Consider the following 23848-nt stretch of genomic DNA (forward strand, 5'->3'; position numbering starts at 1 on the left):
ATTACAATAAATAGAGTTTTATCTATTTATTGTTCCTATTCAGCCACGATGGTGCTATTGATGGTTAATTTTCTATGACTGATGCTTTTAATTCTGCGGACATTTCTAACGTGGCTGACATTTCTACCACGGCTGATACGGCGTTGGTTATCGATACCGAAACCGATCAAGGCCGTGACCCACGACCGATTCAGGTGGCGACGATTAATGTGGCCAGCGGATTTGAGTGGATGAAATATTTCAACAGTGGTCGCTCGATATTACCCGTTGTTATCAAAGTGCATGGTATTACGGATGAAGATGTGGCTGGGCTTGAGCGTTTTGATTTGGAGCAGTTTGAATTGCCCAAATACTTAATTGGTCACAACGTACGTTTTGATTGGCGGGTAATTGGTAGCCCCTCTGCCAAGCTGATTTGTACCGTGAGGCTGGCGCGCGTGGCCTTCCCAGAGTGGAGCGGCTACAGTCAATCTAAGTGTATCGAGCAATTATTGGGCAAGTCTGAGGCGAGCAGAATGACGATAGCCGCTCATGACGCGCTAGGTGATGCCCGTATGTGCTACTTACTTTATCAAGCTTGCTGTGAGCGTCTAGAGATTGCGCCGACGGATTTTGCGGCGGCACATGCTATCTCTAACAAAGCCAATCCCGTGAGCAAGATGCCCTTTGGTAAGTATAAAGGTAAGCTGATTAAAGACGTGCCCATCAACTACGTGAAATGGATGCTCGGTAACATCCATAACATGCAGCCGTCGCTTTATTCAGCGTTGACGAAGCGTATTAAGGCAGCAGACGTAGAAAATGTAAAAAAGTAAAGCGCCCTATAAACTGTTCTATTTTTATTCATGCTCGAAGCTGTAGTTTTGGAAGCTATAATACTTGAAGTTATTGTTGCTGATTTAACCAATCTACCGCCATTTGCCATAACTCAGGTGCCTTGGCATTGGTTCGACCACTAAAATAGCGCATATGACCGATACTGCTTAATCCAAAATCTTTTGGCTCAAAAAAGCGTTTTTCGACCGGCATCTTTGTATAGACGCGAATCATGTCGTCGATGTTTTTGCTATTCGCAATTTCGTCATCGCTAAATCCTAACCACAGCGCTGGCATGCGAATGTCATCATAAAAATGCGTGTGAATGCTTTTGCCAAACGCAGTCTTTATATAACCTGAGCCATTGCACCATTCGCGCCACTGACGAGCCACGCCGCGTGGTAGCGGCTCACCCATGCCGATTTTATCTGATGGGGTGTAACCTAATGCAAAGTTAGTGACAGGAATGAATGCATCCATAAAACCCATCGCTTTAATTTTATACGGCATGTCCATGTTTTTGATACAACCTGACGAGCAAGCGACATTGAACACCGAGGCGATAGCGTTATAATTGCGCATCAGACCAATCAGCTGACCGCCTGCGCTATGACCGATGAGATGGTAAGACGCATCAGGAAATTCATCTTGCAACGCATCGAGGACGGCTGGCATATCATGACGACCCCAACTTATCAGTGAGGCATCACATTTGGCCAAATCGGTTGCTAGTGACTCGCCAATACCTTCGTTGTCAAAGGTCAGGACACCGAAGCCCTGCGCTGTTAGATAGCTCGCAAAATTATGATAAAACTGACGCTTGATACCAGTGGCGGGCGCTATCATGACAGCGGCTTTGACGGATTCTGTAGGGCGATAAACCGTTGCTGCCAACGCTTGATTACGCTCAGTCATGATACTTAGTGAGTAGCTGCCGTTATCGTCGTTGCTTTCATGATCGTTATTAGCGTCGATTGTGTCACCTTGTTGCGTTCTAGAAGATGGCGCATGATTATTATGCATAAAAATACCTTGATGAGTTTTGTCGTTTTTGTTAAGGATGATAAGTATTGACCTGCAACGTTTTATGTCAGGTCAGTGCTAAAAAATGTAGTCATTGCGTAGCGATAAATCGTTGCTACCGCGTGATAGCACGGCTTATGTTAAGATAAACGCTAGCAAATAGCAGGATAATGAGCGTTATTTGATTTTCTCTGTGAGCAACCAGATTTATGCTATTTTTACTGACCACTTATAAAAACAAATATAAAAATCACAAATAGGTGTGAGTTTGACGGATGCTTATTATGCGTAATTAATAGACTGCTGACAACACTTTAGAGCCTAGTGATAAACGTCATATTGTGTCATTCTAACAAACGATAAACCCCTTTACAGAACCACTCAATACAATAATCTAAGCAAACTTAGGAGCGTTATATGCAAATGAAAATTAATAATGAAAATTATGAAGTTATTACCAGCCAAGATATCACTCATATCGAAAAAGCCGTGGATAAATCAACATTAGCGATGCCATTAGTGGCTGTTTATTGTGGGTCACGACTGGGTAATAGTGAGGTTTATGAGCAAGCAGCCCGTGAGCTTGGTCGTGCTCTAGCAGAAAATGGGTTGGGTTTGGTTTATGGCGGTGCCAGTATTGGTCTAATGGGTGCAGTGGCTGACGACGTTATCAAAGGTGGCGCGCAAGCTGTTGGTGTGATTCCTACCTTTATGCTCAAACACGAAATCGCCCATGAGGGTCTGACTCGTCTGCATCTGACCGATACCATGCACACGCGCAAGACGGTCATGGCAGAGTACGCGGATGCTTTTATTACTTTACCCGGTGGTCTTGGTACACTCGAAGAGATTATGGAAATCGCCACATGGCGTCAGCTGTACCAACATGAAAAGCCAATGATTATTCTGAATATTAATGGCTTTTATGATCGCATGATTGAGCACTTAAAATATACCACGGAACAAGGCTTTATGAAGCAGCAAGATCTTGAGCGTTTGGTGGTTTGTAATACCATCGCTGAAGCGATTGATTTGTTACGGACAATCGTGACGATAGATGATGCGATCGATACTGAAAAAATGGCGGGCAATTAAATATAGGTAGATCAGAATATAAGCTGTTAAATGGTCTCATTGTATATAAGAAAAAAGGAGGTCGTCGCTAATCACTAGCGACGACCTCCTTTTTTCTATACTCTTTAGCGTTGGTTTCTACCAGATTTATCGAACGTATTAACAGACGGCAAACGCCTAAGGCTGAGCTGGTGTTAAATTCTCTAACGCCATCTCGCGAATGCTATGATTGACATCAGCCATTGCCGCTGGGAAACCACGATCTTCAGCCAAGACGCGTGCCACTTTATCAATCGTTAAGCGGTCATTATGGGCCAAGTATGACCATTCATGCGCATGGCGACTACGATTTTCTGCTGTGTCATTGTCGATTAAGCCAAGAGTCGTCAATTCATTAACGATTTGATCAGCAGCGATCAAGGTAGAAGATGCTTTTACATTCTCTGCGCGGGCGTAACGTATATTAGAGTATAAACTCACATCGGCTACCCGCAAGGTATCGTCCTGACCCGGGATTTGCTGCCCGCCGTATAAGGCATTACCGACGGTGCGCGCACTGTTAAAGGTAGGCACAAACTCTGCTACGTACTCAATCGCTTGCTGGCTACGGGCTTGTAGCGGTGCTTTGTCCCAGCCATCTTCGATATAATGTACATACTGAGGCGGTAATTGAGGTTGTGCACTGGCTTTATCAGAAGCGACCAAGCCATCAGTAAATAGGGTAATGGCTTTACTCATACCGTGGATTTGAAAGTAACCGCCTGGATAAGGGGTTAGCTGCGCCATACCTTCTGGCGTACCGCGACTGCCATACACAATAATCTCGGGTATTTGTCCACCAGCATCACCCCAGTGCGTGATATAAGAAGATTTGAACTCAACCATACGCTCGACTTTGACACCGACCATATCGTCGATAACACCAGTGCGAAAGCCACAAGCATTGACCAAGTAATCGACTTCGATAGACTCAGGTTGAGACTGGCTCGCTTGTTGGTAATCGACGCGCCATTTTGTGACATGGTGATCAGCATTGGTACAGTTCTCACAATCCACAGGCATGACTTGCTTAATTTCCGTATTGGTAAAGACGTGCGCATGCTCATAGCCTTCTAAGGCGAGTTGAGCAGAAGCGGCTAAACGAAAAATATTCCAGCCATACTCTTGCACGACGATAAGCGGAAACTTCACTTTATTTAAATCCAGATATTTGGCAACCGGTATCACCCATTCGTCAACCGTGCTCGGTATCGCAACTTGATCACGTTCAGACAGCTCAATCAGTTGCTCATGACTATAGAGCTGATAGTAGTTTTCCGGTTCGCCCAGTACTTTGTTATTGCTGTCTTGTGCGATGAGCTCGCGATAAGCATCCGTCAAGATATCGAGACGCGGGAGCAAGTCTTCGGGTAAACCTTCGTCGCGCGTTGGGACAGCAAATACGGTTGGACGTACATCGATGGTATAAGGATAAAGGCGCAGAATATCAATACACTGCTTAAGCAAAGCAACGCAGTCTTCGTCAGGGATTTCACGGTATAGATTACCACCCGCGTGCAAATGGCACATTGGTGGACCATCGATAAGCGACTTTTTCTTTTCAAAGACGTAGGTCTCAAGCCCTAATGCAGCGAGGCGAATAGCAATCGTTGCGCCTGCAGTACCGCCGCCTAGAATGCCGACGCGTTTTTTAGATAGCTCGTCCTTTGTGGTAGCCGCTGCTGTATCAAGTGTAGTCTCTAAAAATTCGATATCTTTGAGGTCAATATCCTGAGCATCAGTATTCTGCAATTCAGCATCATGCAGGATGGCTTGAGAGGCGTTTTTGCTAAAATTATCGGTCATTGTCGTTGTTATATCCTTGATAGCATCAGCGTCGGGACATGCTCTGCTTATTCATATAATTGTTTGGGCATATAAGTGTCTGATCATGTCAGTGTCTTGAATCTTGTTGTAGCTATTGATATGCGTGCGGATACAGTCAAGTTCAACATTCATATGAGACCGCTATAGTCATACTTTTGATTATATGGCTCTTCTCATATACTGCTTATCATTTATAGCGCTATTTTACGAAAACCTATTGTGCATATGATGGCAAATACGTAAGTAGATGCATTAGTTTTGTCAACAAATTGCGATGGACTGTCCTGACCATGAAAAACAAAAATAGAAATGAGATGCCTAGCATCATTCAAGTATCATCACTATTTTGAACGTCCATCAACATGAAATACCTTCACTCATAAGATTCACGTCATGGTTTACTAATTTGTAATATTCGCAGGTTTTTGTAAGTTTATATTCTGACAAAAACGACCGTTTTATAGCATATGCTATAGTAAAACGACTTGAAATCCTCTGTGAGAGTAAAGTGTATGAAAGTAAAGCAACTGTCTGAGCGTATGACTTAACTATCGCACAAATCAGCAGATTGCAATATTGATAATTAATAAACACCATGTTCAATAAAAATTCAGTTTAATAAAAATCTAGATTAATAAGATGTTTTTTTTAAATACTTTTAAATACAAGGAAGTGATTATGAAACGTATTCTGATGTTATCTGCTCTAGCCAGTGTGTTGACCGTAACGGGTTGTTCGACGCTAAACAATGTGTTTGGCAATGACGATTCAGGCATGCATGACGTACAAGCTACCATGAGCAATAAAGCGCCAGTTGCCAGTATGAATGGGATGTTAGTGGATGCTACCAACAAAATGACGCTATATACCTTTGACAAAGACTCCATGAACAAATCAGAGTGTGGCTCGGCATGTCTGTTAGCTTGGCCTGCTTTTATGGCTCCTAGCAATGCCCAAGCTTCTAGTCAGTTTGCCGCTTTCCAACGGGAAGACGGTAAATATCAATGGGCTGTCAATGGTAAGCCTTTATACTTTTATGCCAATGATACAAAAGTTGGCGATACCGACGGCGATAACAAGCTTGGCGTTTGGCATATTATTAAAACTAAATAAAACAAGTAGGTTTCAAGTCGAAAAAAAGCAGCCATCATAGTGGCTGCTTTTTTAGGTAAAGGATTTATAAAAAGTATTTCAGCGCTATTTTGTTGTTTTCTGTACCAATTCACCATCGATTTGAATGGGAACATCGGTAGTGATGCCGGCAGCAAATGCCGTCATACCATAGGCTGCGCGATCAATGATACCGGTAGCACGAAAACCAATGACAGGCTCTTTCGTAAGAGGGCTGTTGGCGATTTTATTTAACGTCACGTCTAGTGTGAGGGGCTTAGTTTGACCAAGCATGGTGAAATCACCCGTTACTTTGGCTTGTTGTGGGTTGCTAAAAGTGACTTGGGTAGATTTAAAAGTCATCGCTGGGTATTTAGCCACATTAAAAAATTCATCCGTTCTTAGATGCTTATCACGGGCATCCCAATTGGTATCGATGCTATCGGTTGCAATTGTAAAGCTCATATTGGTTTTGCTAGGGGCCTTGATATCGTAATTGACTACACCTTGCACATCATTAAAGCGACCCATGGTCGTTGAAAACCCTAAGTGATTGACAGAAAATCCGACACGGGTATGTGAGTCATCTAATTGCCATTGGCTAGGTAATGCCGCGCTTGCCATGGTGGTGACCGCAAGTGCTGAGCTGATGAGTAGGGCTTTCGTGGTGGTTTTTAGGGCAGTATTTATCATTGTTTATTATCCTTATTTAGTGACTGTTAATGAGGAGTACTTCATTTAGTAACCGTTAATTTAACGATGATTAATTTACGAGTATTGAATGGTCACTGAGGTGACGTTTGTCATAATAGCAGTAAGTATTTATAAAAGCAGGCTATGGGTAGCACGGCTAATATTTTATGAATCTTAATACTAAAAACTCAATACTAGGGCGTGTCCTCAATTCAATTGATCATATCTAAACGGGCTAAAAATGGCTAAATTTTGCCAAACATCGTTAAATAGCTGGTTAATATCCCGATATTATCTGCACTATTTTCCTCGTTTGACGGCAATTTATCTCATTTTTATCACCATTTTTAAAATGAGGACACGCCCTAAAAAATAGGTATTATTTAAATAATCTACAACTTTAATCATTATTAAGTGGTTTATCTAATCAAATATTATAATAGCATAGAATACTTATCTCAATAACATTGTCGGTTTGCTGATACTTTATCCTCTATGATGATCGCAACTGCTGCTTGCATCAAACACCAAAAACCGTTAAAATCGCGGTTTAATTTTCCCGCTGGGGAAGGCTAGGTAAGCAGAGGTATGGTGTTGGGTGCTGGAATAAGCCAGTGACGCAGCTGCCAGCCTTGCAAATGTCCTTAGTGCCTCAGTTACGTATGCTCAGTTTTATAAGTGCTTTTTTGTAAGAATTTCTTTATAAAAGTTTCGACACATTGTCAATAAAACTGTAAATACATCGGACATAGAGAGTTTATTATGCGTAAAGATATCCATCCTGATTACCAAGAAGTTTTGTTCCACGACACTAACGCTGACGTGTTCTTTTTGACTCGTTCAACGGCTAAAACCAAAGCCACTCGTGAATACGAAGGTAAAGAATACCCATACTACCCACTTGATATCTCAAGTGCGTCGCATCCATTCTATACTGGCGAGCAACGTAAAACTTCTACCGAAGGTCGTGTTGCTAGCTTTAACAAACGCTTTGGTGCGTTTGGTGGCCGTAACAAGAAAGCTGCTGATTCTACTGAACAAGCTGCTGATTCTGCTGAATAAGTTACGCTTATCGCGTCAATTTATTTTGCTAAGCCATAAAAAACCGCTGATTATTCAGCGGTTTTTTTTGTTTAAAATTCAACGGTAAGTTTTAGGTTATTAAATCTTGAGCTGTCATTTTTCAAGATATCAGTTTTGAGATATTAGCTTTGAGATATCAGCTTTTAGAAAGCAGGGCTGCTCAATTCGGCAGCTGATAAATTAAGCAACTTGACAATGAGCTCTGCCAACTGCTGTGCCCAGTAGCCATACATTAAACTACTAGGGTGGAAGCCATCACTGGCAAACATCACCTTGATATCAATTGGCATGCCCTTAGAGTGCTCTTCTATCATCCTTGGAAAATCAGTGGCCATATAAGTCACGCCTTCATTACTTGCACATACTTGTTGTAATGTTGCATCAAGAATTGAGGCTTTAGCACCGACGAAGTTATTCAAAGGGGCAGGTATCGCAGGCATTTTCGCCATGGGCGGCAGACTCAAAAAAATCAATTGCCGTACGCCAAATTTACGCTGAGCGATCGCAACAATATCTTCAATTTGCTGCTGCCATTTACCTACAGAGACGTTCGAGGTGGTGTCATTGACGCCAACACTCAGCACCATTACATCGATAGGGTGGCTAGGCGCGGGCAGCACATAAAGCCTGCGCAAGATATCAAAGCTGGTATGTCCGGTGGTCGCTTGCAACGACCAGACCAAGTTAGCAAACTGAGTATTAATCACAGATTGCTGCGCTAAGATAGGCATCAAATTACCAACGAGTGCCTCATGCTGTGTCTGACTACCAACACCCGCTGCTGCTGAATCGCCAACGATCATGAGGTTTAGCGTTTGCTTGGTCTCATTTTTTGCATTATTAGCAATGGTATCAGTCGGTTTGCCTAATTGAATATGTCCGTGTCGCTCTCCGTTTGGCTCAGGCAAGCGCATCGTATCACGCTTGATTTTGCGGCCTTGATAAAGATAAACAGGAGCGAGTAGGACGTCGCGTGCAACCGACGCCATTTTATGACTATTTATCATATTGCTACCATCCTGCACGCTCCCGAATTGTAGTGAGGCTGTCTTCTACCAGTAATTTGCCATCGACATACACGTCACGTAATAGGTTGTCTGCATCAGCGGGTAGATCATCCGCTTTGATGGTTGTTGGCTGTCCGTTGCTGTCTTTGACCAACGCCAAGCGACCTTTTTTTGAGCGTTTTGAGCGGCTAGTGATAGGGTCTTTATAAATGTCTTTCCATGCACCATCGATAGAGATGGCACTGGCTTTCATCGCCCAGCTCATGGTATCGCGATTGACTTGTTGTAGTAATCCACCACCCATACCAAAGGTCACGTTTTCAGCGCTAAATCCTGCCTTCATGACCACGTCGATAATTTTGCTCAAGCTTTGCGGACTAATGCCATCCCCTTGGATGACACGTACATAATCTGGCAAAACTTTGTAGCCTTTGCTATTAATCGTCGTACCAAACTTCACTGCCAAGCGCTCCAGTGCCTCGCGGACTACTTTAGCAGGCTCACCACTATCAGGTCTGATGACTAAAGTACCGCCCATGTTTTTCACGTCGTCCTTTAAGCTGCCACCCCAAATATTGTCAATGGCGTTCCATAAGTCATAGCTGTCAGAGACCACTGAAAAACTCTTACCCGCCCCACCAAATTGCTCAATCATATTGGCAAAAGCAGCAGTTTCGCCATCACGACCCCATGCAGTCATGGTGCTATGCTCAGCGGCAGGGATAGAAAAGGCAGGCATGTCTTTATCCATTTGATACCAGCGACTGGCAGCCACCAAAGCGGTCATGGAATCTGTACCGGCAAAATTTACCAAATGAGCAAGACTACCAAGTGCCACGGACTCCTGACTAGACGCACCGCGCGAACCAAAGTCATGCAAGCGAAAGGTTAATGACTCAGTATTATCCGCTGATTTTTCTAGCGCTTGACGAATGATACCTTTGCAATAGTGCGAGACGCTAGCAACGGTTGACGGATACCAGATAGCGCGGAGTAATGCCGTTTCGATATAGCTTGGCAGCCAATAGAATTCTGGGTCAGTATTGATAATCTGACAGACCACATTGGAGACGGGCACGATGCTGCCTTCAGGTATGGCTTCGATACGTAGTGGCAAATAACCACCATGTTTATCAACTAAGCGCTCCCACCCTGCACGATTAAAGGTCAAGCCATGCGCTTGAATAAGTATTTCGGCTTCATCAATATCTTGGTGGGTAATAGGGGTACTCAGGTATTCTTTGATAAAGGCTTGCAGCCCAAAAAATACCACATCGTAATCGCCTTTACGCGCTTCAATATAGCTGGATAGATACTCACTACCTTTTGGATATTGCACCCAATGTGAGGTTTTATAGCTATCGCTATTTAAGATTAAATTATTTAAATTGCTGGTATACATCACAGAACTCCTCTGCTTTGAGTGAAATGGACGACTCGCATCATTGTTGAGCCTTAAATGGACTGAAAGTGTTTTATGTACATTAGCATCAATTTATTGCTCAACAGTCTAACGGTTCATCCATTGACAGCATCTAGTAAGGATAACTAAATGCTGCTTAGTAACCCTTGCCGTCTATCGGCTTGGGCGGTGAAAATATAAGTGGCACTGATAAAACCAAACTTATAAGATAAATTATATAGAGTGTCATTGATTGAAAATGAGTCATTAATGCACTAAACAGTCAATGACACAATGTCTTACAAGCCAACCATTTTGGTAATAATCGCATAGTGATCTTCGAACATCATGGTGGCATCCAACTCGGCAAGTGGTAGCCAAAATGCTTTGGCCGCGTCATCACCGCCTTTTACTTTGGGCAGACCTTTTGGATCGTTTTTTAGCTGAAAGTAAAAGGCTTGGGTAATCGTGCGACCACGCGCTGAGCGGTAAGGGTCGTCAAAGGTATGCTGACTATGACAAGAGCCACGTAATACTGGCTCTGGGACTTTAAGGCGCGTCTCTTCGCGTAGCTCACGGATACAGGCGTCAAAGAGCGTCTCTTTTGGATTCAAGAAACCACCGGGCAGTGCCCATAGTCCGCGCCCTGGCATGCTGCGACGTTCTACTAACAGAATATGACCTGACTGGACGACCAAGGCATCAGCGGTCATAAAGGTAGGCGGATAAGGCGCAGACTCCCACTGTCTTTTATACTTATCAACGAAGTCAGCTTCTTCGTGCAGCTGCTGATAATCCTCGGTTTTTTTGAAGTCATTTAGGACGTTACGGGTCGACTCAGGGGTGCGCTCAGGCGTTGGCGTGGCACCCATGAGATAGCTGTCCCGAATAGGGGTCGCCGATAGATTATGATAATTGGGTACAGAGACCGATGCCCAGTTGGGGAATAGCGATAAATAATACGATGAGCTGTCTTTTGAATGACCAATGAGACCAATATCGGTCTGCAAGTCGCCAGTGACAGATTTGACACCTGCTTGCACGTATTGCAGCCAGCGTGTGTCATTGTAGAGCGCATCATCGAGTCCGACGCAGTGAATACGCGCGGCATCTGCTGTTGAATACGCGTCTTTAATCATCGCGGCGCGCTCAGCAACGCTAAAGGGGTTGCGTAAGCTACGTGGTAAGTTTGCGGAGCCGATGAGCATGATGACATTGTCGGCACGCTTCAATGCTTCATCCACGACCGCTTTGTGCCCGCAATGAAACGGCTGAAAGCGCCCAATAAACACCAAATAACGATAGTGTTTTTTGTCCTGCTTATCTGGGTTTTGTGTATCTAGATTTTGCTCTGATAATCCACTCATAGACGCCACTTTCCTACGACTTATTTTTTATTGGTTAAAAATTGATGACGCTAATACTGACACAGCCTATGACTTTCTGACAAGTATAAAGATGTGTAGGGGTGTGTCATCGTTACCTTGCATGCTTCTCTATCCATGCTGTCACCGTTGGCCAAATCTCTGTAGCCGCATTACGGCTTATCATAATGCGGCTATGGGTATAATCATCCAAGTCTCCATGGTCAAGGGAATATTCTCGAAAGACGTTTTTTGGGTTAGCAAACTTATCAAAAAACAACTGACAGCCACGGGTTGGCGAAATAAAATGGTCACCTTTGGCACTGATCGAATAGATAGGCGTGGTAATAGTTGGCATATGCTGACGATAATCGAAGTGGCTGTTATTAGATACAGTATGAGATGTAGTATTTTCAGATGCGATGTTAGAGAGCGTATTTTCATCAATCGTTGTTGTTTCAAATTTATTTTGTTTGATAAAACTGCTTTTAAAGTCTTTATTCAGGTTCCAGTCGTACCACTGGTTCATCGTATAATAGCTTTCATTGATAGGGCCAAGCTTGAGTCGATTGGCAGGGATGTAGCCAAGCAGACGGTTGAGTAGTTTAACGGCGAGAATTTTGACGTGGTTTTTAGAGTTTACGATGGCGCCATAAACTTGACAGGCAAACATACTGATGCTGTTGATGTGGTCAATATACTGGGGGTTTTGGATTAAAAACATGGTTAGGCAGGCACCGCCGCCACTGTGGGTGATGCAGTGTAGATTATCCAGTTTTAACTCAGCAAACAAGTAACGAAAGGTGGCCTCAAAATCATAAGTTGCGACGGTTTCGAAGTTGAATTTGTCTGTTGGTATCGAGCTCGCACCATGACCGCGCCATTCCATAATGTAGCAATGATGACCAAGCTGCGCCAGATAGTGGGCAATTCTTAAACAAGTCTGTTTGTCCGAAAATGTACCGTGGGTCAATAGGATGTTTTGCGCTTTTACCCTAGGCGCATTGGTGGTAAGAATATCAGTCTTCTTTTCGTCTTTTGCAGTATCCACAATCTTCCAAACGGCTATTTGCTCACCATCTTTGGTGCTTACCAGCTTTAGGGTTTCTGTCATCATAAAGCGGTCTCGTCTAGATTGTTTTGTTATGACATCATTTATTGTATTGTTAATACTGAGTAGCGTGATATGTCTACTCGGCAATCCCTAATACACTTTCATCCTTGATAATCAATCAAGCAGCCTTAATATAAACAATAACAGACGCGGTGTGGGTAATTAAATAATTTTGCGTAGTATTATTAGCCGTAGCTATTATCTATATTAACGTCACCTATTTATCTTTTATATGGCACCATTAAAAAAACCAATAGTGGCTATTTATAACGGTCACGCTTTAATTCGCAGTAGCGCAGTCGGAATTATCGACTGAATGCGCTATAATAGTGGTTATAAAATCATCAAACCTTTATCAAGATTGCCGTTAGAGCACTATAATATCAGCCGTTATGCTTGATAACTGTTAAACCAAATTGCCCAAATTCACGACACAGCAGCTATGACAGCAGTCGCGTTTGTGTCATAACGCATAGGAAAAATTATGAGTGAGCACAATCAAGCCAGCCAATCAGATCAATCTGCAGACTATGAATCAGCGCTAGATACTGAGCAAACAGAAACGAAAAGTAATATTACCATTACCGAGTCAGCCCAAGGTTATTTGGCCGATTTACTGTCCAAGCAAGATACCGACGGCATCGGTGTGCGTATCTTCGTCGAGCATCCTGGTACGCCGCGTGCCGAGTGCTGTATGGCTTATAACCAACCGGGCGAAGAAGACAGTGCTGATCTACGTTTTACCTACGATGATTTCTCTGCTTTTATTGAAGCGTCGTCAGTCCCTTATTTAGAAGATGCGGTCATTGACTACAATAAAGATCGTTTCGGTGGTCAGCTAACTTTCCGCGCGCCAAACTCTAAAATGCCAAAAGTGGGTGCTGATGCCAGCGTAGAAGAGCGTATCAACTACGTATTACAGTCTGAGATTAACCCAGGCTTAGCGGCGCATGGTGGTGACGTACAGTTGCTTGAGTTGATCGATGAAGAAGGCGTTGGTCTCACTGCTGTATTGAAGTTCGGTGGTGGTTGCCAAGGCTGTTCAGCCGTTGATATGACCTTGCGTCAAGGCGTCGAAGTACAGCTAAAGCAGCAAATACCAGAGCTGACACAAGTCATCGATGAGACGGATCATACCCGTACTGAAAATGCTTATTACAAATAAGTGGTAAGTATCAATACAATCAGAAGTAGATTGAAATAGGGTTACTTATGCTGGGTGGTTATTAATAAACCCAACATTGGCTATTCTTTTCATAAAGAAGCTGGGTTATGATTAACTCAGCTTTTTTTTATGGCTATCATTTATAAGATGGCTTTTTTAGAGATTATTGGTCAATCGATACCTTTAAATGATCTATTTTGATTGATGCTTTTTTTAGTGACTACCAAGGAGTTTGTGATGAGTGATGGACAACCAGAGACCAATTCAGATAATGGAGCAAAACCAATGCAGCGCTTAGAGACCTTAGCGATTCATGCCGGTTATAGTGTTGAGCCAACGACCAAAGCGGTCGCTGTGCCTATTTATCACACCAGCTCGTATGCGTTTGATAATACCCAACATGGCGCAGATTTGTTTGATTTAAAAGTCGCGGGTAATATCTATACACGCATTATGAACCCAACCAATGCGGTATTAGAAGAGCGCGTTGCGGCGCTTGAAGGCGGTATCGGTGCGCTTGCAGTAGCATCTGGTATGGCTGCCATCACTTATGCGATTCAAACCATCTGTGAAGCGGGTGACAACATCGTTGCTGTATCAACCTTGTATGGCGGTACTTACAATTTATTTGCCCATGCTTTGCCGCGTCAAGGTATCGAAGTCCGCTTCTTTGACCACAAAAATCCTGAGGCGATTCGTGATTTAATTGATGATAAAACCAAGATGGTCTTTGCTGAAAGTATCGGTAATCCACTGGGTAACATTATTGATATTCAAGCACTCAGTGACATCGCGCACGAATATGGTGTGCCAGTGGTGATTGATAGTACGGTTGCCACGCCAGCGATTTGCCGTCCGTTTGAGTTTGGGGCGGATATTGTCATTCATTCATTAACCAAATATATGAGTGGTACGGGCACCTCGATTGGTGGTGCGATTGTCGATAGTGGTACGTTCCCTTGGGGTGATTACCCTGAGCGTTTCCCATTGCTGAACACGCCAGATCACAGTTATCACGGTGTGAACTTCGTCAAGGACGTTGGTGCAGCGGCCTTTATCGCTCGTGCTCGCGTGGCACCGCTGCGTAATACTGGCGCGGCACTTAGTCCATTAAATGCTTTTGGTATCTTGCAGGGTATGGAGACGCTGAGCTTGCGTATGGAGCGTCATGTACAGAACGCCCAAGCAGTGGCTGAATACCTTCGTGACCATGATAAAGTTGCTTGGGTAAAATATGCGGGTCTGCCAGATCATCCTGAGCACGAGCTTGCAAAGAAATACATGAAGGGTACGCCCTCTGCTATTTTGACCTTTGGGGTAAAAGGTGGACTTGAAGCTGGGGCGCGCTTTATTGACGCGTTGCAGTTGATTACGCGCTTGGTCAATATTGGTGATGCCAAATCATTGGCGTGCCATCCAGCGACCACCACACATCGTCAGTTGAACGAGAAAGAGTTAGAGAATGCTGGTGTCAGTACTGATATGGTGCGATTGTCGATTGGTATTGAACATATCGACGATATCAAAGCCGATTTAGAACAGGCATTAGCCTCGGCTTAATCTGCAAGTTTCTTATTTCTTAATAATTTTCTTAACAATAAAATAATTTGCAAAAGAAAAAGCCCATATCAAATCGATATGGGCTTTTTTATTAGCGCTTTTCCGTCTGAAATATATAAAGAGATTAAGCAGTTAGCACCCGTTTGGCAATCTCTTTATAATCCTGCGGCATGAGTCGTGGGCCAAATTGTTGAATCACTTGTGCGGACACTTCGCTGGCAAGATGACCACATTCTGGTAAGGTGTACTGCTGCGATAACGCGTATAAGAACGCCCCCGCATAGTTGTCGCCAGCCCCATTGGTATCGATGACATTGGCAACGACTGGCGTAGCAATATCATATACCACAATCTCTGACTCGGCATCAGGTTTATGGGCGATAACCGCCCCTTTTTCGCCATCCGTCACTACCGCAATTTGGCAATGTTCAAGTAAGGCACGTGCGGCTGCTTTTACCTGTTTTTTATCCGTAAAGAGCTTGGCTTCTTCACTATTACAAAATATCACTGCCACTTTGTTGCCCAGCATATTGAGCAAACCGTCTTTGGCAAATTTAACCACCGCTGGATCGGCGAAGCTCACCGCAATCTTTGCATTATGAATGCCAGCTTGCTGACGTAACTGAGTCATGGCTGGCTGGATGCCCTCGGACATGGCTAAATAGCCTTCTAGGTATAACCAATCTGCTTGCGTTAGCGCATCAAAATCGACGTTATCAGCGACAATATCGCTTGAGGTGCCTAGATAAGTCTGCATGGTGCGTTCACCATCTTCTGTAACGGCAACCACACAAGATCCAGTTACACCGCCTTCATGGATAGATTTGTCTGAGGTGGCGACGCCTGCTTCGTGCAAGTCCCTAAGGTAAAAGGCGCCTTGATCATCATCGCCCACACGGCAAGCATAAAACGGCTTGCCACCTAAACTGGCAAAGGCATACATGGTATTGGCTGCTGAGCCACCACCAGCTTGTTTTGATGGCGCAATTTGTGCAAGTTGGAAGTAGGCCAACAGTTGCTGCTGCTCTTCGATACCTGCCAAGGTCATATTGCCTTTGGTCAACTCTGTCTCTTCCAACGCTGCATCAGATAGCACATATTCGTGGTCAACCAAGGCATTCCCTATCGCCATTACATCGTACATTGCTTACTTCTCCTCAATTAAATTGTAAACGCTTATCTTTTATAGTGGAAAGTCATTCAGCTTGTAGCTCAAGTAAACGCTGATAGAGGGCATTCTTTTTGACACCCGTAATATCGGACGCCAATGCAGCGGCTTTTTTGACCGATAAATCCTCTAACAATCTTTGCAATAATTTGTCATGGATGCTGATATCGTCAGTATCTTGTGCCGCATCAACGCCAGCGACCACCACGACTATTTCGCCACGCTGCTGATTATCATCTGCTTTGACAAACTCAACCAAATCGCCTAGCGTACTCTTACGGACGGTCTCAAAAGTTTTGGTCAATTCGCGGCAAAAAGCCACGTCGCGATCTGCGCCAAATATCGTCGCCATATCTTCTAAGCTGGTAATAATACGATGCGGTGCTTCATAAAATATCAATGTTTCGGTACGCGAGGTGAGGGCACTCAGTTGTTTTTGGCGACCATGGGTTTTCGCTGGTAAAAAACCAATAAAGCTAAAACGGTCTGACGGTAATCCCGCTACAGACAATGCAGCAATCGCCGCAGAAGCGCCAACGATAGGCGACACAGTAACCCCAGCAGCATGGGCAGCTTGCACCAATTGATAACCAGGGTCACTGACCAGCGGCGTACCGGCATCACTGATTAAGGCGACCGAATGACCTTGCTGAATCATCTCAATAATTTTAGGCGTTTGAATGGCGCTATTGTGCTCATGGTATGCCCAAAGCTTATTGTGTCCTTTTTGCTTACCTACAGCCTCAGAATCATCCAAGTTATTATGAGTGGCTGGCGCTTTGGTATCGTCCGTTTTACTGCTTTTTTTATCTTTAGTGTCGATGCCAAAATGCGACAACAGCTTACCTGATGTGCGGGTGTCTTCGCAGGCAATGATAGCGACTTGCTTTAAGATATCAACCGCATGCGGTGTCATATCGGTAAGATTGCCAATCGGCGTGGCAACGATATATAGGCAAGCTGGCATCGCAGTAGGGGTAGACATAAAACCTCGAAGTATTAAAAACTGGAATTAAAAAATAAGGTGGCGCTGGCATTTATCATATATCGTTCAGGTAAATAATGAACAATCAATAATGACAAAAGGGCGCAAAAGTGGTTAGTTTAGCATGTTGTGCTATGATAATTATGAAATGTTGACCAGACCCATGGACGCTATGGCAGATCATAAACCTTTGACCCTTACTTCACCAAAACAGCGCCAAGGCAGCCGCTTTGAACAACGAGCGTGTGAGTTTTTACAAGCGCAAGGATTACAGCTGATTGCACAAAACTGGCAGCAGCCTAAAGTTGGTGAGTTAGATTTAATAATGCTAGAGACGGGGCAGGCGTGGTCGACGCTGGTATTTATTGAAGTACGTCAGCGCCAGCATTCAGGTTTTGGTGATGCTGCGCTTAGCGTCACGGCAAGCAAACAACGTAAAATTATAAAGACGGCTCGTTATTTTTTACAAGCGCACCCTGAGTATAGTTATTATGAGTGCCGCTTTGATGTGATTGCTTATGATACGAATAAGGTTAATACTCACAGCATTGCTGCAAATAATACGGATAAAAATAACAGGGATTTTACGAATAAATCGAAGAATCAGCCAGAATGGCTAAGAAGCGCTTTTATAGCAAGCGCATGGTAATGGTGCGTTTTAACTGTGTCACCAATTAGGCAAAGAAAGTACGACCCCATGTTGTCGTTACCAAAAACCTAACCGCCCACCGTAAAAATTAAGTAAAGTGATTGAAAGAAAATGGCTAGTCGTAGAAACGACGACGTTAGCGATTACTCAGTCGATAATTCTTATTTTGATATTTGATATTTGATAGTTACTCAGTTAGAACTGCTAAACCAATTGATCTCATACAATCGTCACCATCATGCTTTAAGAGGTAAATAATGACACGGATGCATTTGCGCACTGCTATTTTTGGTTCATCACGTCGCACAGCGATAGGCGTTATGCTAATGACTGGTCTCGTTCTCGTCAGTACAGGTTGTAGCACCAATTATCTGACCAATAGTACCGAGGGCACCTATGGCGTGCCAATGACTGAGCGTACGATTCCACAGCGTCTGCTCGATCGCAGTATTGAGCATACGGTCAAAATCAATGTCTATGGGCTCAAAGAAGACCTACAGCAAAGCAGCCGTATGGGTATTGATAGTTTTAACAGTGAAGTGTTATTGACAGGCGAAGTACCAACTGAGGCAATCAAAGCAGAAGTCGAAAAAGTTGTCAGCTCCATGCCAGATGTGCGCCGTGTCTACAACGAGCTGAATGTTAGTGCCTCTAAGGGTTATAGCTCAACCGTTCACGATGGTTATATCACCTCAAAGCTATTGGCAAAAGTCGCAGCGAATGACGGTGTCAAAGCCTCACAAATCAAAGCGGTGACTGATAATGGTGTGGTCTATATTATGGGGCGCATGACGCCTACCCAACAAAGCCATTTGATTGATATCGCTAACGACACAATCGGTATAACAGAGCTGGTATTGCTGACCACCGTCGTCGATGATAGAGGGGTGAAGTTGGCTGAAGACGATATTATGTATGAAAATAATTTGGCCAATCCTACGATGGTGCCTGCTATTGACTCTAATGTAGCGTCTAACTCTAACTCTAATGTAAACAACACTGTGACGCCTAATGCTACTAGTACTGCGACACCTATTGTCATAACAGAGGAAGGGGAGTCGGTTAATCAGCCGTCATCCAGCCCTTATATTGATCTTTATCAGGGTCAATAAGTGTTTAATCAATAAGCGCACTGTTAAGTAATCACAATAATCCTAAACAGTGGCAACAGTAAAAGCACGAAAATGCTTCAGTCAGCCAGTAAGATATAAAAAGTAAAAAACAACTGTGACAGCGTGAGGCTCATTCATCATAAAACGTCGTTATGTTTTATGGTGAATCAAGTACAGAACCCATACGGCTGTTATAAGGCAATCCACTGTTGATTGAAAATAAATATAATAGGAATACTGGCTATGAAGGATTCAAGCACGCGCGCTCCAGCTATTGATTCACGCAATACCGAACAACCAAATATTAAAACCCGCACGCTCAAACTCTCAGGGGCAGGCGTTACTGCTGCATTGGCAATAGGCGGCATTGCACTCGCTGCCCAAAATGCGCAAGCTTTGTCACCACTTGCTGTAGTCAATGGTATTACGTCAAGTGGCGGCGTTGGGGTCAGTAAAAACATTCTATATGGTGATGAGCCATCGCAAGACTTAGATATTTATTATCCCAAGCCATTGGCACAAGCGATGAAAGCCCAAAGCGCTATCAACGACAGTTATCCAATGGTGGTTTTTGTTCATGGTGGTTCGTGGGAGAGTGGTAATAAAGAACAGTACGCCTTTGTCGGTCAAAGCTTGGCGCAGGCAGGCTATGTCACCGCCGTGATTAATTATCGTAAAGCACCTGAACATGTTTATCCTGATTATGTCGAAGATGCGGCACAAGCGATTGCTTGGAGCATCGACAATGCGACCAGCCTGCATGCCGATCCAAAACGCTTGGCGGTGGTCGGACATTCTGCTGGTGCATTCAATGCGGTTGCTGCTGTTGCCAATGAGGATTTTTTAGCGCCTTATGGTGTTAAGCCAAAAGACATTAAAGCGGTTGTTGGTATTGCTGGTCCTTATAGTTATGACTTTCGTAAATTTGACAGCGCAACAGCCTTTGCTGCTGATGCCACGCCAGATGATGTGATGCCAGATCGCCAAATCAAAGGTGAACAGCCGCCATATTTATTGCTGACTGCCGAAAAAGACAAAGTGGTGTATGCAACCAATACGATTAAAATGACCAAAGCGCTGCAAGAAGCCGGTGTTACTGTGCAAAACGGTGAAATCAAAGGGGCTAGCCATGCCACCAGTATCGGTGCGATGGCACCGCCGCTACGGTGGGTCAATGATGTGCGTGCGCAAGTACTGACTTATCTAGATAAAGAGCTAAAATAGTTTGATAAGAGTAAATTTACTCAATTAATTATTTAATATAAGTAATCCCCAGTTTGGCATACCGCCAGCTGGGGATTTTTCGTTCAAATGGATAGGTATTTAGCTATCAGAATATTTAATTCAAAAACTCCTGTCAATTGTATGTTAAATACCCCTATTATAGATAAGGAGTGCTGTTTTATTATCGGCATTGCTAGCTGAAGCATTTAAATATTCTGAGAACAAGCTTTACGCTAAGGATAGCCAGCTCAACCAAAAGGACATCTATTATGAGCGTCATGAACCCGAACTTACTCAAACTGTCACTATTGAGCGTAACCCTTGCCATACCATCACTAGCACTGGCAGCAGGTGGCGATGATCCTATTACAGGGATTGATATTATTATCAAAAAAGACCCTGGCTCGCAGCCTATCGCCAATATACCTTTCACTGACTCAGAAATGAACCAATATAACGAGCTAAGAGAGAATGATCGTCCTACTTATCTGAATAAAGTCATCGTGCCGAAGTTAGAACGGGTCAATAAAAAATACAATTATGATATTAAATGGAATCCAATCATCGAAAAAGGCATCGAGCAGCAGTGGTGTATAACAGTGCCTTGTGAGGCCAAGAGCAACATGATCATTCAGCTCACCATTCCTGAGAGTATGCGTCAGTCTGATGTTAAGTTTACTTTGGCCAGTAAGCCAGACGCCGTGATTGAAAGACGAACTATAAAGCGTGCTGCTCAGATGAGAATGCGTTAAGGCTAAGATAAAGCACTTAGCTGTTAAGTAATAATTAAAGCCGTTATTATCACTATAGTAATGTGAATATCGTCTGTGTATATGTCATGTGCGCTTATACACAGACAGTGCTGTAAGATAGTCAAACTCTTGTTATAATACCTACATTCAAAAATAAAACCCTTTTTTACCGCTATTAACAGGATATTCTATGAGCATGAACGCTGACGATTTGATTGCATTTTTACAGACTCACTTCCCAGACGCTTTTATTCAAGCTGCCAATCAAGGTAACAAGTTTGATGTACGCGTGGTTGACGCCAGTTTTGAAGGCAAACGCGCCGTGCAACGTCAGCAAGCGATCTATGCGCTAGTCAATGACAAGATCGCCAGTGGTGATATTCATGCGCTCAATATTCAAGCGCTGACGCCTGCTGAATGGGATGTTCAGTCAAAAGGTTAAATTTTTTATATACGATTGGCTTTTAAAGAACGGATTGTTTTAACGATTATTACAATGATTGGTTCGATAAGTCTGATTTTCACTATTTTTAATACTCATCGCTAGGTTGTCACTTCTATGGATCAATTTTTAATCACTGGTAGTAGTCGTATCGCAGGGGAAGTCACTATCTCAGGCGCCAAAAATGCTGCTTTGCCATTACTGGCAGCTATGATATTGGCCGAGACCCCAACGACATTGCACAATGTGCCCTCATTACAAGATGTGCGGACGTTGATTGAATTGATCGGTGGCATGGGTATCAAAATCCAAAAGCAGGACGATACCGTTACCTGTGATACCAAGACTATTGACAATTTTTATGCACCGTATGATTTGGTAAAGACCATGCGTGCCTCGATTTTAGTCCTTGGGCCATTGCTGGCACGTTTTGGCGAGGCAGAAGTCTCATTGCCAGGCGGCTGTGCGATTGGGTCACGTCCTGTCGACCAACACCTAAAAGCTTTCGAGGCGATGGGTGCTGAGATTAGTGTCGAGAATGGCTATGTAAAAGCACAAGCGCCAAAAGGCGGCAAGCTGATTGGCTGTAACTACTCTTTTGACATGGTGACCGTTGGCGGTACTGAAAACGTCATCATGGCAGCGGCCTTAGCCAAGGGAACGACTGTTTTGGGCAACTGTGCGCTTGAGCCAGAAGTGGTTGATCTGGCCAATATGTTGGTCGCGATGGGTGCCAAAATAAGCGGTATCGGTACCTCGATCATGACCATCGAAGGCGTTGAGCGCTTACACGGTTGTGAATATTCAGTGGTGCCGGATCGTATCGAAACTGGCTCTTACCTTGCTGGCGCGTTGATGACTCGCGGTGATGTGTTGACCAAAAACACGTCTGCGCTATTATTAACGCCTGTGCTAGAGAAGTTCGAAGACATGGGTGCCGTGATTACCAGTGGCGATGATTGGATTCGCGCCCAAATGAAAGGTCGTCCACTGCCTGTCGATATCCGCACCCAGCCACACCCTGGCTTTCCCACTGACATGCAAGCGCAAGTCATGGCGATTGCCTGCTTGGCGAATGGCACCAGTACTTTCATCGAAAATATCTTTGAAAATCGCTATATGCATGTGCCTGAGCTCAATCGTTTAGGCGCATCTATTCAAGTAGATGGTCATACTGCTGTGGTTAAAGGCGTCGAAAACTTCACAGCCGCCCCTGTCATGGCGACTGATCTACGTGCGTCTATGTCATTGGTGATGGCGGCGGCGACTGCGGAAGGTGAAAGCTTAATCGACCGTATTTATCATATCGATCGTGGCTATGAGCATGTTGAAGAAAAACTGCGTGCGCTTGGGGTTAATATCGAACGTATCAATACCAACGATTAAACCAGCAATTAAGCTTGATTGGCGTTATAAATTTAAAAAATCCTCTTTAGTGAGGATACTCACTGTACATGGACACGATGTCATTATGACTGAAGCAAGCAACAATCTACCGAGTAATGGTTTATTAAACGAAGTAAATGATGAGTTTTCAGGTCTAACACTGGCCTTATCAAAAGGCCGTATTCTAGAAGAAACCATGCCATTGCTACGCGCAGCTGGTGTTGAGCTTTTAGAAGATCCTGAAGCCTCACGCAAACTCATTTTCCCGACCTCAAATCCTAATGTGCGTGTTTTGATTCTGCGTGCCAGCGATGTACCAACCTACGTTGAACACGGTGCTGCTGACTTTGGGGTAGCGGGCAAGGATGTATTGCTTGAGCATGGTGCCAATCACGTCTATGAGTTGCTTGATTTGAAAATTGCCCAATGTAAGCTGATGACCGCTGGTGTAAAAGATGCGCCACTCCCCAATCGTCGCCTACGTATCGCCACCAAGTATGTCAATGTCGCTCGTGCTTACTTTGCCAGTCAAGGTCAGCAAGTCGATGTCATTAAGCTATACGGTTCGATGGAGCTTGCCCCATTAGTCGGTTTGGGTGATTTGATTGTCGATGTGGTTGATACAGGGAATACGTTGCGCGCCAATGGTCTGGAAGCTCTCGATCATATTTGTGATGTGTCATCACGTTTGATTGTCAATCAGGTCAGCTACAAGCGCAAATTTGCGCTACTTGAGCCGATCTTGGATAGCTTTAAAGACAGCGTTGCTAGCAACTCATAAAACAGAAATGTATAAAGATGCCTATCATCGATAATATGAAGTATGTATTGATAATATAAAGCATGGTCATGC

At 43.9% G+C, this 23848-nt stretch carries 22 protein-coding genes; 13 read left to right on the forward strand and 9 right to left on the reverse strand.

The window, feature by feature from the left end; genetic code table 11:
- Nucleotides 1–74 precede the first annotated feature (74 nt).
- The gene (locus JMY08_RS10330) at nt 75–815 is read left to right on the forward strand and encodes a putative quorum-sensing-regulated virulence factor (RefSeq protein ID WP_201593201.1); all 741 of its coding nucleotides are present in this window, start codon (nt 75–77) and stop codon (nt 813–815) included.
- 70 nt (nt 816–885) lie between these two features.
- Here JMY08_RS10330 and JMY08_RS10335 read toward each other — a convergent pair whose 3' ends face one another.
- Entirely contained in the window at nt 886–1839 is a 954-nt protein-coding gene (locus JMY08_RS10335) for an alpha/beta fold hydrolase (RefSeq protein WP_265089750.1), read from the reverse strand.
- Between the two features lie 417 nt (nt 1840–2256).
- Between JMY08_RS10335 and JMY08_RS10340 the strand changes: the two genes are divergently transcribed.
- Entirely contained in the window at nt 2257–2934 is a 678-nt protein-coding gene (locus JMY08_RS10340) for a TIGR00730 family Rossman fold protein (protein ID WP_201593202.1), read from the forward strand.
- 156 nt (nt 2935–3090) lie between these two features.
- On the opposite strand, the gene JMY08_RS10345 is transcribed toward JMY08_RS10340, so the two are convergent.
- Nucleotides 3091–4758, reverse strand: coding sequence for an FAD-dependent oxidoreductase (locus JMY08_RS10345; protein WP_227679660.1), 1668 nt, complete (start codon nt 4756–4758; stop codon nt 3091–3093).
- 699 nt (nt 4759–5457) lie between these two features.
- On the opposite strand from JMY08_RS10345, the gene JMY08_RS10350 reads away from it, so the two are divergent.
- The gene (locus JMY08_RS10350) at nt 5458–5892 is read left to right on the forward strand and encodes a hypothetical protein (protein WP_201593203.1); all 435 of its coding nucleotides are present in this window, start codon (nt 5458–5460) and stop codon (nt 5890–5892) included.
- Between the two features lie 84 nt (nt 5893–5976).
- Here JMY08_RS10350 and JMY08_RS10355 read toward each other — a convergent pair whose 3' ends face one another.
- Nucleotides 5977–6582, reverse strand: coding sequence for a YceI family protein (locus tag JMY08_RS10355; RefSeq protein WP_010200642.1), 606 nt, complete (start codon nt 6580–6582; stop codon nt 5977–5979).
- 762 nt (nt 6583–7344) lie between these two features.
- Between JMY08_RS10355 and JMY08_RS10360 the strand changes: the two genes are divergently transcribed.
- Nucleotides 7345–7644: a type B 50S ribosomal protein L31 gene (locus JMY08_RS10360; RefSeq protein WP_010200640.1), complete on the forward strand. Its 300-nt coding sequence runs from the start codon at nt 7345–7347 to the stop codon at nt 7642–7644.
- Between the two features lie 164 nt (nt 7645–7808).
- Here the strand turns inward: JMY08_RS10360 and JMY08_RS10365 are convergent, their stop codons facing one another.
- The 4 genes from JMY08_RS10365 to JMY08_RS10380 form a co-directional block, all read right to left on the reverse strand.
- On the reverse strand, nt 7809–8672 hold the full coding sequence (locus JMY08_RS10365) for an SGNH/GDSL hydrolase family protein (RefSeq protein ID WP_201593205.1): 864 nt from the start codon (nt 8670–8672) through the stop codon (nt 7809–7811).
- 4 nt (nt 8673–8676) lie between these two features.
- Nucleotides 8677–10074, reverse strand: coding sequence for a nicotinate phosphoribosyltransferase (locus JMY08_RS10370; RefSeq protein WP_201593206.1), 1398 nt, complete (start codon nt 10072–10074; stop codon nt 8677–8679).
- Between the two features lie 299 nt (nt 10075–10373).
- Complete coding sequence (locus JMY08_RS10375) at nt 10374–11441, reverse strand: bifunctional nicotinamide-nucleotide adenylyltransferase/Nudix hydroxylase (protein ID WP_010200636.1); 1068 nt, start codon at nt 11439–11441, stop codon at nt 10374–10376.
- Between the two features lie 112 nt (nt 11442–11553).
- A complete protein-coding gene (locus JMY08_RS10380) occupies nt 11554–12555 on the reverse strand; it encodes an alpha/beta fold hydrolase (protein WP_201593207.1) in 1002 nt (333 codons plus the stop codon).
- 481 nt (nt 12556–13036) lie between these two features.
- On the opposite strand from JMY08_RS10380, the gene nfuA reads away from it, so the two are divergent.
- Nucleotides 13037–13717, forward strand: a complete 681-nt coding sequence (gene nfuA / locus JMY08_RS10385) for a Fe-S biogenesis protein NfuA (RefSeq protein ID WP_194621068.1) — start codon at nt 13037–13039, stop codon at nt 13715–13717.
- Between the two features lie 285 nt (nt 13718–14002).
- Complete coding sequence (locus JMY08_RS10390) at nt 14003–15277, forward strand: O-acetylhomoserine aminocarboxypropyltransferase/cysteine synthase family protein (RefSeq protein WP_201593233.1); 1275 nt, start codon at nt 14003–14005, stop codon at nt 15275–15277.
- A 124-nt stretch (nt 15278–15401) separates the two neighbouring features.
- On the opposite strand, the gene JMY08_RS10395 is transcribed toward JMY08_RS10390, so the two are convergent.
- Both JMY08_RS10395 and rsmI read right to left on the reverse strand, forming a co-directional pair.
- A complete protein-coding gene (locus tag JMY08_RS10395; protein WP_201593208.1) occupies nt 15402–16421 on the reverse strand; it encodes an adenosine kinase in 1020 nt (339 codons plus the stop codon).
- A gap of 52 nt (nt 16422–16473) precedes the next feature.
- Nucleotides 16474–17430 (reverse strand): 16S rRNA (cytidine(1402)-2'-O)-methyltransferase, encoded by a 957-nt coding sequence (rsmI, locus tag JMY08_RS10400; protein WP_201593209.1) that lies wholly within the window; start codon nt 17428–17430, stop codon nt 16474–16476.
- 124 nt (nt 17431–17554) lie between these two features.
- On the opposite strand from rsmI, the gene JMY08_RS10405 reads away from it, so the two are divergent.
- The 7 genes from JMY08_RS10405 (at nt 17555) to hisG (ending at nt 23776) form a co-directional block, all read left to right on the forward strand.
- A complete protein-coding gene (locus tag JMY08_RS10405) occupies nt 17555–18079 on the forward strand; it encodes a YraN family protein (protein ID WP_201593210.1) in 525 nt (174 codons plus the stop codon).
- A gap of 257 nt (nt 18080–18336) precedes the next feature.
- On the forward strand, nt 18337–19191 hold the full coding sequence (locus tag JMY08_RS10410) for a BON domain-containing protein (RefSeq protein ID WP_189586758.1): 855 nt from the start codon (nt 18337–18339) through the stop codon (nt 19189–19191).
- Between the two features lie 243 nt (nt 19192–19434).
- Nucleotides 19435–20415: an alpha/beta hydrolase gene (locus tag JMY08_RS10415; protein ID WP_201593211.1), complete on the forward strand. Its 981-nt coding sequence runs from the start codon at nt 19435–19437 to the stop codon at nt 20413–20415.
- Nucleotides 20416–20684: 269 nt separating this feature from the next.
- Nucleotides 20685–21167, forward strand: coding sequence for a hypothetical protein (locus JMY08_RS10420; protein ID WP_201593212.1), 483 nt, complete (start codon nt 20685–20687; stop codon nt 21165–21167).
- 190 nt (nt 21168–21357) lie between these two features.
- Nucleotides 21358–21609: a BolA family protein gene (locus JMY08_RS10425; protein ID WP_010200621.1), complete on the forward strand. Its 252-nt coding sequence runs from the start codon at nt 21358–21360 to the stop codon at nt 21607–21609.
- Nucleotides 21610–21726: 117 nt separating this feature from the next.
- Entirely contained in the window at nt 21727–22995 is a 1269-nt protein-coding gene (gene murA / locus JMY08_RS10430; protein WP_201593214.1) for a UDP-N-acetylglucosamine 1-carboxyvinyltransferase, read from the forward strand.
- A gap of 85 nt (nt 22996–23080) precedes the next feature.
- Nucleotides 23081–23776 (forward strand): ATP phosphoribosyltransferase, encoded by a 696-nt coding sequence (gene hisG, locus JMY08_RS10435; protein WP_189586767.1) that lies wholly within the window; start codon nt 23081–23083, stop codon nt 23774–23776.
- Nucleotides 23777–23848: the final 72 nt, after the last annotated feature.

Source organism: Psychrobacter sp. Pi2-51 (assembly GCF_904846665.1).
Classification (GTDB): Bacteria; Pseudomonadota; Gammaproteobacteria; order Pseudomonadales; family Moraxellaceae; genus Psychrobacter; species Psychrobacter glaciei.